The 13,245-nt window shown below is 27.4% G+C and carries 15 protein-coding genes; 7 read left to right on the top strand and 8 right to left on the bottom strand.

The window, feature by feature from the left end; genetic code table 11:
* The first annotated feature begins 32 nt into the window (after nt 1-32).
* Nucleotides 33-923, top strand: coding sequence for a hypothetical protein (locus F754_RS0100355; RefSeq protein WP_023647931.1), 891 nt, complete (start codon nt 33-35; stop codon nt 921-923).
* Between the two features lie 4 nt (nt 924-927).
* On the top strand, nt 928-1,224 hold the full coding sequence (locus F754_RS0100350; protein WP_023647930.1) for a DUF1330 domain-containing protein: 297 nt from the start codon (nt 928-930) through the stop codon (nt 1,222-1,224).
* Here the strand turns inward: F754_RS0100350 and F754_RS0100345 are convergent.
* Together F754_RS0100345 and F754_RS0100340 are read right to left on the bottom strand one after the other, a co-directional pair.
* Complete coding sequence (locus tag F754_RS0100345) at nt 1,211-1,846, bottom strand: DNA-3-methyladenine glycosylase (protein ID WP_023647929.1); 636 nt, start codon at nt 1,844-1,846, stop codon at nt 1,211-1,213. The two genes, F754_RS0100350 and F754_RS0100345, sit on opposite strands and share 14 nt — an antisense overlap.
* Nucleotides 1,839-2,720 carry a DMT family transporter gene (locus tag F754_RS0100340; RefSeq protein ID WP_023647928.1) on the bottom strand — a complete coding sequence of 294 codons (882 nt, stop codon included), beginning with the start codon at nt 2,718-2,720 and terminating at the stop codon, nt 1,839-1,841. The genes F754_RS0100345 and F754_RS0100340 overlap by 8 nt, the downstream gene beginning before the upstream one ends.
* Before the next feature lie 34 nt (nt 2,721-2,754).
* Between F754_RS0100340 and msrA the strand changes: the two genes are divergently transcribed.
* Genes msrA through F754_RS0100320 form a run of 4 tightly spaced genes read left to right on the top strand, consistent with a single transcriptional unit; the run spans nt 2,755 to nt 8,144 of the window.
* On the top strand, nt 2,755-3,198 hold the full coding sequence (gene msrA / locus F754_RS0100335) for a peptide-methionine (S)-S-oxide reductase MsrA (RefSeq protein ID WP_023647927.1): 444 nt from the start codon (nt 2,755-2,757) through the stop codon (nt 3,196-3,198).
* 1 nt (nt 3,199) lies between these two features.
* Nucleotides 3,200-4,012 (top strand): sulfurtransferase, encoded by an 813-nt coding sequence (locus tag F754_RS0100330; protein WP_023647926.1) that lies wholly within the window; start codon nt 3,200-3,202, stop codon nt 4,010-4,012.
* Nucleotides 4,013-4,015: 3 nt separating this feature from the next.
* Nucleotides 4,016-5,011, top strand: a complete 996-nt coding sequence (locus F754_RS0100325) for an efflux RND transporter periplasmic adaptor subunit (RefSeq protein WP_023647925.1) — start codon at nt 4,016-4,018, stop codon at nt 5,009-5,011.
* A gap of 4 nt (nt 5,012-5,015) precedes the next feature.
* Nucleotides 5,016-8,144 (top strand): efflux RND transporter permease subunit, encoded by a 3,129-nt coding sequence (locus F754_RS0100320; RefSeq protein WP_023647924.1) that lies wholly within the window; start codon nt 5,016-5,018, stop codon nt 8,142-8,144.
* Here the strand turns inward: F754_RS0100320 and F754_RS0100315 are convergent.
* Nucleotides 8,134-8,733, bottom strand: coding sequence for a lytic transglycosylase (locus F754_RS0100315; protein ID WP_023647923.1), 600 nt, complete (start codon nt 8,731-8,733; stop codon nt 8,134-8,136). The genes F754_RS0100320 and F754_RS0100315 overlap by 11 nt on opposite strands.
* Nucleotides 8,714-9,109: a VanZ family protein gene (vanZ, locus tag F754_RS0100310; RefSeq protein ID WP_023647922.1), complete on the bottom strand. Its 396-nt coding sequence runs from the start codon at nt 9,107-9,109 to the stop codon at nt 8,714-8,716. Before vanZ ends, F754_RS0100315 begins: the two co-directional genes overlap by 20 nt.
* 44 nt (nt 9,110-9,153) lie before the next feature.
* Between vanZ and F754_RS0100305 the strand changes: the two genes are divergently transcribed.
* The gene (locus tag F754_RS0100305) at nt 9,154-9,867 is read left to right on the top strand and encodes a 2,3-bisphosphoglycerate-dependent phosphoglycerate mutase (RefSeq protein WP_023647921.1); all 714 of its coding nucleotides are present in this window, start codon (nt 9,154-9,156) and stop codon (nt 9,865-9,867) included.
* On the opposite strand, the gene F754_RS0100300 is transcribed toward F754_RS0100305, so the two are convergent.
* The 4 genes from F754_RS0100300 to F754_RS0100285 are packed head-to-tail and all read right to left on the bottom strand — an operon-like array spanning nt 9,845 to nt 13,221.
* Nucleotides 9,845-10,534 (bottom strand): nucleotidyltransferase family protein, encoded by a 690-nt coding sequence (locus F754_RS0100300; protein WP_023647920.1) that lies wholly within the window; start codon nt 10,532-10,534, stop codon nt 9,845-9,847. The two genes, F754_RS0100305 and F754_RS0100300, sit on opposite strands and share 23 nt — an antisense overlap.
* A gap of 1 nt (nt 10,535) precedes the next feature.
* Entirely contained in the window at nt 10,536-11,486 is a 951-nt protein-coding gene (locus F754_RS0100295) for a phosphotransferase (protein ID WP_023647919.1), read from the bottom strand.
* Nucleotides 11,487-11,495: 9 nt separating this feature from the next.
* Nucleotides 11,496-11,951, bottom strand: a complete 456-nt coding sequence (gene tsaE, locus F754_RS0100290; RefSeq protein ID WP_023647918.1) for a tRNA (adenosine(37)-N6)-threonylcarbamoyltransferase complex ATPase subunit type 1 TsaE — start codon at nt 11,949-11,951, stop codon at nt 11,496-11,498.
* Nucleotides 11,935-13,221, bottom strand: a complete 1,287-nt coding sequence (locus F754_RS0100285) for an adenosylhomocysteinase (RefSeq protein ID WP_023647917.1) — start codon at nt 13,219-13,221, stop codon at nt 11,935-11,937. Before F754_RS0100285 ends, tsaE begins: the two co-directional genes overlap by 17 nt.
* Nucleotides 13,222-13,245 lie beyond the last annotated feature (24 nt).

Here is a 13,245-nt window from a genome sequence, read left to right as displayed (position 1 = left end):
ATATAAAAAATTAAAAAAGATTAAAAATACATATGAAAATTTTTGACTGTTTTATGTACTTTGATGAAGAACAGGTTTTAGATCTTAGACTTAATGTTCTTTATCAAAATGTAGATTATTTTGTGATTGTTGAAAGTACATATAATCACAAAGGAGAGAAAAGAAACTTACTGTTTAATAGCAAAAAATTTGAAAAATTTAGTGATAAAATAATTTATTTAGTTTATGACAAAATTCCTCAATTAGTTAAACCCATTAAAGAAACTGACAATGAAAAAGAAAAAGATGGGAAATATATAATGAATGCATTGTATAGAGAAAATGCACAAAGAGATTTTATTCTGGAAGGTTTAAAAAGTGCTAAAAAAGATGATTTAATTTTAATTTCAGATGTTGATGAAATTCCCAAACTAAGTTCAGTAAACCTTAATCAAATTAAAAATGAAATAATTTTATTCAAGCAAGATATGTTTTATTACAAATATAATCTAAGTTTACCAAATTTTAAATGGACAGGAACTAAAGCTGTCAAAAGAAAGAATTTAGTTTCCCCACAATGGCTTAGAAATGTAAAAGATAGAAAATATCCTTTTTACCGTGTTGATACTTTTTTTTCAGATAAAAAATATATAAATATTCAAATAATTAACGATGGTGGATGGCATTTTTCCAACATTAAAAGCCCTAAAATGATTGAGCATAAATTAAGATCATATTTGCACCACAGAGAATTTGATCAAGTTTCATTATCAATTAAAGAAATAAATGAATTAGTAAAAAAAAAACAAGCTATATACGATCTAAGGGTTGATAAACGAGTCAACAAAGTTGGAAATGGGGTAATTCTTGAAAATTTTGAAATGAAAAAGTTACCAAACTATATAAATAATAATATAGATAAGTATAAAAATTGGTTAGATTAAAAATATGAAAGCATATTGGATAGCTCTTTACAAAAAAATTAATAATGTCGATAATTTAAAAAAGTACGCTGAAATTGTAACACCTATAATTAAGAGTTATGGTGGAAAACCTTTAGTTAGAGGTGGTAAATTTAAAACCTTCTCTGGTGATGAATTTCCAAGAACAGTAATTTGGGAATTTCCTAGTTTTGAAAAAGCAATAGAATGTCATGATTCAATTGAATATCAAGAAGGGTGGTCTCTAGCAAAAGATACAACTGAAAGACATTTGCAAATAAGTCAAGGTTTTAATATTGAATAGGTTCAGGATCTATACTTCGCCATAAATACCAAGTTGCAACAGAACAATAAGGTGAAAATTTTTTATTTAATAGTCTAATATATCTATCAGGTGGTAAATATTTTTTATTATAATTTTTAGAAATTGCTCTTAACAACCCAATATCCTGTATTGGCCAAATATTTGAGCGATTATAAGTAAATAATAAAATCATTTCAGCAGACCATCTTCCAATTTGTCTTAGTTCTGATAAATATATTATTGCTTCTTCATCAGACATACTTGGAATAAGTTTAGGATTAAATGATTTATCTAATGTTTGTTTTGCTAAACTTTTAATTCCTTTAACTTTTTGTCTACTTAATCCACAACTTTTTAATTGAGTAGTAGACAATTTGTAAACTGTTTTAGCATTTATTTTATTATTACATTTTTTTTTAAATTTTAAAAAAACAGAATTAGCTGCAGCTACACTAATCTGTTGTCCAATAATACTTTTACATAATGAAAAAAAAATATCTTTTCTAGTTGTTAAAACTGCTTCTGATGGAGATTTATATTTTTTTATTAAAGAAGACATTACCTTGTCTTTTTTAGATAAATAATCTTTTGCAATATTCCAATATTTGGGCGTTTTACTCATGTCTAGCAACCGATACTCTCTTCTTTAAAGTCATTTCTCTTTTAAATATTATGAATGAAGAAATAATAACCAATGAAGCACCTGCTAAAGTTTTCGTTGTTGGGACTTCATTCCAAATAAAGTAGCCAAATAAGATGGCAAACACTAATGCTAAATATTTTAGAGGGGTCACTAAGCTAACTTCAGAAAACTTATAGGATTGAGTCAACCATAAATTTGCAAGGCCTCCTAATATGCCTACCATTGATAACAAAAATAAATCCTTAAAACTTGGCATTATCCAATTTTGATAAAAGGTTAAAAAACTTAAAATCATAATTGAAAAAGAAAAGAAGAAACCAATGAGCCAAACAGGTTCAGTTGATGATAATTTTCTAATTGCTATTGCCACATAAGATAAACCTAAACAAAAAATTATAGGATAAATGTAATAAAAATTTAATGAACTAAATCCTGGTTCAGAAATAACAATAATTCCTATAAAACCAACCAAAACAGCTAACCATCTATAAAAACCAACTTTTTCATTTAACAAAAATATTGAAAATATAGTTGTAAATATTGGAGCAGCAAATGAAATACTAACAACTGTTGCTAAAGGCAAATTCCTTAAAGCAATAAATATAGATATTAAAGCTATTAAACCAGCTAAACATCTTTTAATATGAAGAAAACTACGGTCTGTTTTGTAAAAATCTAAATACCTATCTTTTGGAATAAGAAATAAAATAGGTATTATACCACAAAATCCCCTAAAAAATAAAACTTGTCCTATTGGATAATCATCAGACCATTTAACAATTACATCCATCAGTGAAAATGCACACACAGAAATGAACATGTAAAAAAAGCCCAATTGATTTTTTGACAGCATGTGATTAACTTTAAATTAATTAAGTAATTTATCAATGGAAATAGCAATTTTAGGATTAGGATGTTTTTGGGGGCCAGAAATTAAGTTTAGCAAACTTGATGGTGTTATCAAAACTGAAGTGGGTTATTGTGGAGGCAATAATAAAGTAACAACTTACAAAGAGGTATGCACTGGAACTACTAACCATGCTGAAGTTGTAAAATTAGACTTTGATCCTAAAATTATTTCTTATGAAAAAATACTAAAATATTTTTTTGAAATTCACGACCCAACAACTTTAAATTCTCAAGGTCCAGATTTTGGCACTCAATATAGGAGTGAAATATTTTGTTTAAATGATAAACAAAAAGAAATTTCAGAAAAGATAATTAAAGAAGAAAATATTAAATTTTCAGGAAAAATTGTAACCAAAACCTCACTACTTAAAAATTATTGCCCCGCAGAAGAGTATCATCAAAAATATTTAGAGAAGAGATAAAATGTCATTAGTTGATACAAGTTGGTTAGAAGAAAAAATTGATAATGTAAAAATTATTGATTGTTCATGGCATATGCCTCAAGCTCAAAGAAATGGTTTAGAGGAATATAATAAAAATCATATACCAAATGCAATTTTTTTTGATTTAGATAAAAATTCAAAAATAAATACTGACCTGCCTCACATGCTCACCGATATAAAATCTTGGGAAAAAATTATGGGAGATATGGGAATAGAAAATAAAGATGAAATTGTAGTATATGATAACTCTGATGTAATAAGTTCGTGTAGGTGTTGGTATAATTTAATTTATTTTGGTCATAATCCCAAACTTGTTCATGTTCTTGATGGAGGATTTAAAAAATGGAAAAAAGAAAATAAAATCACAAACAATAAAGAAGTAATCATTAGAACTTCGGTATATTCGTGTAAAGAAAATACAGAACTTGTTAAAAATAAAAAACAGATAGATGAAAACATTAATACAAAAGAATTCAATGTTGTTGATGCAAGAAGTAGGGAAAGATTTGAAGGTAAAGTTGCAGAACCCAGAAAAGGTTTAAGAAGTGGTTCAATAAAAAATTCTTTTTGTTTGCCTTTTTCTGAATTAATAAATGATGATCATTCTTTTGTAAGTAAAGATAAAATCCAAACCCAATTTGAGTTATTTAAATTAGACCTAAACAAAAATACAGTATTTTCATGTGGTTCGGGGGTAACTGCAAGTGTATTGGCACTGGCTTATTCGTTAATTAATGATAAATATATGCCGACAATTTATGATGGCTCATGGTCAGAGTATGGAAGAAACTAAAATATGAAAAGATCAACTAAAATTATATCAATAGTATTATTATTCTTTTTTATAATTGCAGCAGTAATCATAGCTAGAACAATGATTGGTAATCATTTTAAAAAAAAATTTAGTAAAAGACCTCCTCCAGGAATAATTGTAAAGGTTGTTGAACAAAAAATGTTTCAAAACACAATTGAAACATTTGGTACTGCTGTTCCGGCACAAATTAAATCGTTCAATATTGAAAAATATGAGATTCTAGAACCCATAAAGTATAACACAAAAGTTAAGGTTGGAGACGTAATTGCTAAACTTAAGAATAGAAATATAACTACTCCTTTCGATGGTATTATTGGCAAGCGAGATTTTTCTAATGATATTGATGTATCAAAAAGTTCAATTATATTGAATTTAGAAGATACTTCAGTTCTATTCGTTGATGTAGATATACCCGAAACATTTGCACCTTATGTTAAAAAAGATCAAAATGTTGAAATAAAATTTTCTGGAAATGCTCTTAAAAAATACTCTGGAGAAGTAGAATCTACTGCAAGCAGAATTGACACAAATAAAAGATCTCTGCCAGTTAGAATTAAACTTGATAATCCTAATAATGAACTTTTATCTGGGTCACTATTAGAAATCTCTATTAATTATAATGAGAGAAATTCATTAAGTATTCTTGATACAAGCCTTATAATGGAGGGTGATAATGTTTATGTATATAAAGTAGATAAAGAAAATACTGTAAGAAAAATACCAGTAGAAATTGGCCTAAGAAAAAAAGGAATTGTAGAAATCAAATCTGGTCTAGAAAATGGTGACACAGTAGTCGCTGAAGGCCTTAAAAAAACAAGACCTAATGGAAAGATTAAACCAATTAAGTATGGTACAAAACAAAAAGCATCAAGTTGGAAAAAAAAAGGTAGGCCAGCTAAAACTGAAATAAAAAAAAGTAAGTTTGATTGGTTAAAAAAATTAAACCCTTTTAAAAAATCTGAGACAGAGAAAAAATAAATAAATGTATATAACCGAAGTAAGTATAAAACGACCTGTTGTAGCTTGGGTCCTATCTTTAATTCTCATTGTATTTGGTTTGTTTGTTTATTCTGAACTACCAGTTAGAGAATTGCCTGATGGCTTGCAGCCACCTGTGGTACAAGTTAAAGTTGATTATAAATCTGCATCAGCTCCAATTGTAGATCAAGAAATAACTCAAGTAATAGAAGATGTTATTGGAGGTGCTGAAGGAATTAAAAATATTGACTCAAAATCTGAAAACGGAAGAAGTAGCATAAATATAGAGTTTGATACTGATATTGAACTTGATGATGCTGCAAACGATATAAGAGAGAGAGTTGCAAGAGTTGTTGATAATCTGCCTTCTGAAGCAGATGCACCACAAATATTAAAACAAGCTGCTGGTTTTACTACAACAATGTGGCTTTCTGTTTCGTCTTCAACATGGTCAGATTTAGAACTTGGTGATTATGCAGATAGATATTTGATAGATGCATTTTCAAGTGTAAAAAATGTTGGAAGAATTCTACTAGGAGGTCTTAGAGAGCTTAGTGTTAGAGTTTGGATTGATCCTATTAAATTAGCTGCAAATAATATGACTATTCAGGAAGTAGAAAATGCACTTCGAAATGAAAATATTAGTCTACCTGCTGGAACCTTAGAAGCAGAAAATATAGATTTAACTATAAATTTAGATAAATCCTACAACAATATTGATGAATTAAAGTTTTTACCTATTAAAAAAACAAAAGATAAAATTGTAAGATTATCTGATGTTGCAAATGTAGAGTTAGGTCCTGTTTCTGAAAAAACTTTATTTAAAGCTCAAAGCAAAAATAATTTAAACCAAAAAACAGTTGGAATTGGAATTTATGCAAAAAGTGGTGCTTCCACAGTTGAGCTATCAAAAGAAATACAAAAAAAAATTATTGAGGTAAGAAAAACTTTACCAGAGGGTTTAAAATTAGAAGTTTCTTTTAATAGAGCCACATACGTCAAGGCAGCAATTGATGAAGTTTTTAAAACTTTAGCAATTGCATTTGTTTTGGTTGTAATAATAATTTATTTATTTTTAGGTAATATTAAAGCAGTAATAGTTCCTGCAGTTGCACTACCAGTTAGTTTAATTGCATCATTTCTTGGAATTTATTTATTTGATCTTTCTATTAATATTTTTGTTTTACTTAGCTTCATATTGGCAATTGGAATTATAACTGATGACTCGGTTATAATGACTGATGCAATTTATAGAAGAATAGAAAATGGAGAAAACCCATTACTTGCTGCTTACAAAGGTTCAAAACAAATTACCTTTGCAATTATTGCTACAACTTTAATTTTACTTGCTGTTTTTATTCCGTTAATTTTTATAAAAGGAATATCTGGAACTTTATTTAGAGAAACTGCTATAGCTCTATCTTTTTCTATTGTTGTATCATCTTTCGTTGCATTAACTTTATCACCAATGCTCGCAAGTAAATTTTTGAAAAAAAAATCAAGCAATGGGTTTTTTGTAAAAAAATTTAATATTTTTTTTCAAGGATTTTCAAATTTTTATATAGAAACATTAGGCTACTGGGTTACCAAAAAGAAAACAGTAATAACTTTTATTTTTTTAATCATAGCAGGTTCGGTTGCATTATTTATGTATACTAATAAAGAATTACTTCCTAAAGAAGACAGGGGTGTTTATTTAGTTATTGGTTTTACAGATGAAGGTAGTTCTTTTGATTACACACAACAAAGAGCTCAAGATGTAGAAAAAAGATTACTTCCATTGCTACAAGCAGAGGAAAGTCCCTACAACAGATTTATCATGAGAGTACCTGGTTTTGGAAGCTCAGCAAATTCATTTAATAGTTTTATTATAATTGCTCTACTAGATGACTGGAAAAAACGAGATAAAGATGCAATGACAATCATGAGACAAGCTATTGGTAAGATAGTAACTGTACCTCAAACTCTAGCTTTTCCAATTTCCCCTCAAGGTATAAGAATTTCAAATTATAATAAACCAGTCCAAATGGTTATTTTAGGAAGTACCTATGAGGAATTAGAAAGTATTCAAAAAGAAGTTATTAATAAACTTCGAAGAAATAGAGGGTTATCAAGAATTGAGTCAGATTTTAATAGAAATAAACCAGAAGTAAAATTAGTTATAAATAAAAATAAAGCTAAAGATTTAGGGATATCGACTAGATCTATTGGTCAAACATTAGAGACTCTATATGGTGGTAAAAGAGTTACCACATTTAATAAATTAGGGAAAGAATATCCAATTATTATCCAACAATATCTTGTTGATAGAAAAGATAAAGATAGTTTAAGTAAAATATTTGTTAGATCTAGTACAACTGGAGAGTTAATATCACTATCAAACCTAGTTGATTTAAAAGAAGAAGGATCTGCAAAAGTATTAGCAAGATATGACAGGCAAAGAGCTGTAACAATTTCTGCAAATGTAAATGAAAATTATTCTCTGTTTGAGGCAATTGAATATCTAGAAAATATTATGTCAGAAGTTGCGCCTACCAACCAAATTACTTGGAAAGGTGAGTCTGAAGAGATCAAAGAAACTACTAATGAACTTTATATAATTTTTGCACTTGGTTTACTCACTGCATATTTGGTGATGGCTGCAACATTTAACTCTTTTGTCCACCCATTTATAATTATGCTTACAGTTCCATTGGCTGTTTTTGGTGGTTTAGTTTTTATTCTATTTTTAAACAGCTCAATAAATATTTTTTCTCAAATTGCTCTTGTAATTTTAATTGGTATTTCAACTAAAAATAGTATTTTAATTGTAGATTATGCCAATCAAATAAGAACGACTGGTAAAGATTTGGTTAGCTCAGTAAAAGAAGCATCTAGCTTAAGATTTAGACCAATTATGATGACATCTATAAGTACCATGATAGCAATGATGCCTTTAGTGATAGGAAATATTGGACCAGGTGCTGGTGAAGCATCTAGGCTAGCTGTTGGAGCAACTATTCTCGGAGGAATGATAATTTCTACTTTCTTTACATTATATGTAACACCAACAATGTACTTAGCGCTTGCTAAAAATAGTCAAAGAATAGACTCGGTTGATTTAGAGCTTAAAAAACAACTATCTAAAAAATAATATATTTATTTCTACTCAGTGAGGTACTGCATTCTTTTAGTTGATTTTTATAAACATTAGATTGTTTCTCAACTCTTTTTGCTAAATTAATTATTTTTTTATTTTTTTTATAATGTTTATAATTTCCCCATCCCTCATGATAAGCAACATATTGTTTAAAAGCATCAGTTTTAGATATATTTAAGATAGAACTAGATTTACTAGTATACCACCCAATAAAATCAACACTATCCTTGAACCTAGTTCTAACTGCGAGCTTATTTCCAGTCTCTTTTTTATATTGTTCCCAGGTTCCATTAATTGCTTGAGAATATCCAAATGAACTTGAAGGCCTTTTATAAGGGATTACTTTAAAAAGTTTTTGCCTAGGCGGTTTTGCAAGCCAATCAAAATCTGACTCCATTTTAATGATGGCTAGCTGCAAATAAACAGGGGTTCCCCATTTTTTTTCTGATTTATTTGCATGTTTAAACCATAAATATCTTTCATTAAATATAGAACAGCTATTTGAAGTATTTTTAGGAACTGAAGAGCAGCCTGAAATTAGAATAACTAAAATAAATAAATAATTAATTCTTAAAATTTTCATTTTTTTTAAAAAAGTAAAATATAATTATTACTACAATCACACCTACAAGATTTCCAAATAAATCGGTAAATTGAAAACTTCTCTCTGGTATAAAGTTATGTAATATTTCGAGGATTATGGACAAAAATATCAAATAAATACTTAAAAATTTTAATTGTTCAATTTTTTTAAAAGTAAAAAAGCCAACAAAAGAAAGAATTAAAAAAGCATAAACATGATTAGATGAGATTATAAGATCTGGGGTAATTTGTGGTTGTAAACTTACATCATTATACAAATACCAACCTAGGATACTTCCTGGAAACAAATATAAAATGATTAAAATAAAATTGCATAAGTAAAAAAAAAATTTATATTTTGAAAAATAATTGATCATTAAGAATAGTTTTATTTATCAAATTGGTCTAAAAAGATAAACAAATGAGTTATTTAGTTTTAGTAAGACATGGCCAAAGTATTTGGAATCTTGAAAAAAAATTCACAGGCTGGGTAGATGTAGATTTAACTGAAAATGGTAAGTTAGAGGCTAAAAAAGCTGGTGAACTAATAAAAATAAAGAATATAAATATTGATATTTGTTATTCATCTTTTCAATTAAGAGCAAAAAATACCTTAAAATTAATAAAACAAGTATTGCAGAATATAAAAGTTTCAAAAGAAGCCTGGGAATTAAATGAGCGGCATTATGGGGCTCTCACAGGTCTAAATAAAGATGAAATGAAAATTAAACTTGGTGAAGAAAAAGTTCATCAATTTAGACGTTCGTGGGATTTACGACCAGACCCATTAGATAAAAATAACCCTTACCATCCTATTAATATTGATGCCTATAAAGAAATACCTATAAATAAAATTCCTGACACAGAATCTCTTAAAGATACTTATGAAAGAGTATTAGAGTTTTATAAACGAGAAATAGAAAAAGAAATTTCTAATAATAATTTTTTAATTTCTGCACATGGAAATTCGATTAGAGCATTATGTAAATATTTATTTAAATTAGATGAAAATGAAATATCTAAATTAGAGATCCCAACTGGAAATCCATTATTAATAAATTTAGATGAAAAGAAAAAAATTACTGATTGCAAATATTTAGATAGTGAAAGAGCTAAAGATCTTGTAGTTTTTTAAAAGTTTCAAGATCTGATAAATGATAAAACTCAGTATTGGTCTCAAATCCATGCAGTTCTTTTTTTTCAATTAGATCATTCCATACATTTGTTATTGAAAAAATTTTATCCTTATAATCAAACAGAAGTTTTTTATTCATAATTTGACACCCTGTATAAATAAATTTCCTATCATTATTTTTTAGAATTAAATTTTCTTTAAGATCAAAATCACCAGTCAAATTTTTATCAAAACTTAATTCCTTTTTTACTAATAAAAGGATATTTTTTAGTTTTTTAGAAAAATACATCTTTTCCATTTTAATAATTTCATCAGAATAATTTTTTTTCCATATTGTGTCTGGGTTAAATATTAAAACATTATCCTCATTCGTATTTTTCATCATATTGCTTATGCCACCACCTGTATCAAGAATACTCTCTCCATCTTCAACAATTATGATTTTTGATTTAAATTTTTTATAATTTATAAAGTTATGAATTTGATCTTTTAAATAAAAAGTATTGAGAATAATTTGTTGTATACCCAAACTTTCAATTAGATTAATGCAAGTTTCAAGCACAGTAATATTGTTAAATTTAATCAAAGGTTTGGGGATATCTAGTGTTAGCGGATTTAGTCTTTTTCCAAATCCTGCACATAAAATAAATGCTGTATTAATTCTCATTTTATTTAGTTATAAATTTAGGAAAATTATGTGCTAATAACAACTTCAAATTATTTAGGTCTTTATTTTTACGCATCCTACTATCGATCATCTTCCAAGCATATGGAATAAGCTTTAAATATTTTCTTTTCTTATCTCTTTCTGCCAGTCTCATGAATATTCCAATAATTTTCAAATTTCGAAGAACTGATAAAATATCAAAATCATTTTTAAATTTATTTACATCAATTTTCTTATTAGTGTTTAAATAATATTTAAATACTTTGTTTTTTAATGAATTAGATGTTTTGTATCTCACATCATCAATTAAAGACGCTAAATCATAGGCTTTGTTTCCAATAAGAGCATCTTGATTATCAATTAATCCAATTTGATTTTTAGAGTTTATGATTAAGTTTGAAACATGAAAATCTCTATGAACAAAAGTATCATTTTTAAAATTTAGTTTTGATAATAATAGCTTAATTTCTTTTTTAAATTTACTATTGAATATATTGATTTTTTTTTTATCTAATTTTTTTTTAACATACCAATAACTAAATAACTTTGCCTCATCTAATATGATCTTACTTTTATAATATTTAATTAGGTAAAATTTGTTTCTAAAATCTTTAATTTTTTTGTCTTTAACTAATTGAATTTTATTTAAAATATTAATTACTTTTTTAAATATAAAATATTCATTTTTTTTATTTTTTGAAAATATTTGAAAAATTGTTTCATTTCCCAAATCTTGTATTTCAATATAATTCTTTTTATAATTTTGACTTAATAGTTTAGGGGCAACTATATTATTTTTAATTAAAATTTTATTAATTGAGTCATAAATTAATAAATTTTTAATTTTTTCTTTGTTTGCAAATACTATAATTGAATTTTTTTTGATATTTCTATAAAATTTTCTAAAAGATGCATCGCCTTTAATTGCCTTAAAATCTTTTGAAAGTTTCATATTTAAGAATTAATCTAAACCATCAATTTTAACAGATCTATTATTTAATTCATTTTCATAGTTAAATATTAAATCTATAGTTTTCTTAAAGTTTGCTTTGTTAATTAATTCAGGCCATTCAATGAGTGTTATTGTATTTTCATTTTTATCGAAAAGATCTAAATTTTTAATTTCAGACTCATCTTTTAATCTAAATAAATCATAGTGTTTAATCACCAAATTATTTACCTCATACTCATTAAGTAAGTTAAACGTTGGACTTGTTATCTCTGTAGTTTGTAATTTTTTTTTTATTTGAAATTGATTGATCAAATATTTTACAAAAGTAGTCTTACCCACCCCCATTTCTCCATATAAAAAAATTACCTCATCCCCTGTTAAATAATTAGAAAAATTCTTAGCTAATTCTTTAGTCGTCTCTTCCGAGGATATATCTATTATGCTATTTTTAATAGCGATAGGCATTTGGTTTGAATGGACCTTCAGTCCCAACACTTATATAATCTGCTTGTTCTTTGGATAATTTAGTAAGTTTAGCACCAACTTTTTTTAAATGAAGAGTTGCCACTTTTTCATCAAGATGTTTAGGAAGTACATAAACTTTATTTTCATAATTTTTATAATTATTCCAAAGCTCAATTTGTGCAATTACTTGATTTGTAAATGAAGCACTCATAACAAAACTTGGATGTCCAGTTGCGCAACCTAAATTAACCAATCTTCCCTCTGCTAGTAGAATAATTCTTTTTTTACTTGGCAATTCTATTTCATGAACTTGTGGTTTAACTTCACTCCATTTGTAATTTTTAAGAGCATCAACTTGAATTTCATTATCAAAGTGACCTATATTACATAAAATTGCTCTATCTTTCATATCTCTCATATGATCGGCAGTGACAATATCTTTGTTGCCCGTAGCTGTTACAACGATATCAGCTCTACTAATAGCTTCTTCCATTAAAACAACTTCATATCCCTCCATTGCAGCTTGTAACGCGCATATTGGATCTGCTTCAGTAACTAAAACTCTTGCCCCACTTTGTCTTAGTGATGCTGCGCTTCCTTTACCTACATCTCCAAAGCCAGCTACAATTGCAATTTTTCCTGACATCATTACATCTGTTGCTCTTCTAATTCCGTCAACTAAACTTTCTCTACAACCATATAAATTATCAAATTTTGATTTAGTAACAGAGTCATTAACGTTAATTGCAGGCACTAAAAGAGAGCTATCTTTTTCCATCTTATTTAAAGCTTTTATTCCAGTAGTAGTTTCTTCTGAAACTCCTTTTATATCTTCCATTAAATCTTTATATTCATTATGCATAATTGCAGTTAAATCACCGCCATCATCTAAAAGCATATTTGGCTTCCAATCAGGTTTTCCAACAATCGTTTGTTTAATGCACCAAAGATATTCTTCCTCTGTCTCACCTTTCCATGCATAAACAGGTATTCCAGCTTTTGCGATTGCAGCAGCTGCATGATCCTGAGTTGAAAATATGTTGCATGAAGACCATCTAACCTCAGCACCTAAAGCAACCAATGTTTCTATTAATACGGCTGTTTGAATAGTCATATGCAAACAACCAATAATTCTTGCACCTTTTAAAGGTTTGGTGTCTGAGTACTCTTCTCTTAATGCCATTAATCCTGGCATTTCACTTTCAGCTATCGAAATCTCTTTTCTACCAAATTCAGCTGATGATATATCTTTGACTTTATAATCTTCCATGAAAAAGTCTTATACAGTTAACGA

The organism is Candidatus Pelagibacter ubique HTCC8051 (assembly GCF_000472605.1).
Lineage (GTDB): Bacteria > Pseudomonadota > Alphaproteobacteria > Pelagibacterales > Pelagibacteraceae > Pelagibacter > Pelagibacter communis_B.
Note: the sequence above shows the minus strand (reverse complement) of the source record. Positions and strands in the feature narration are given on the sequence as shown.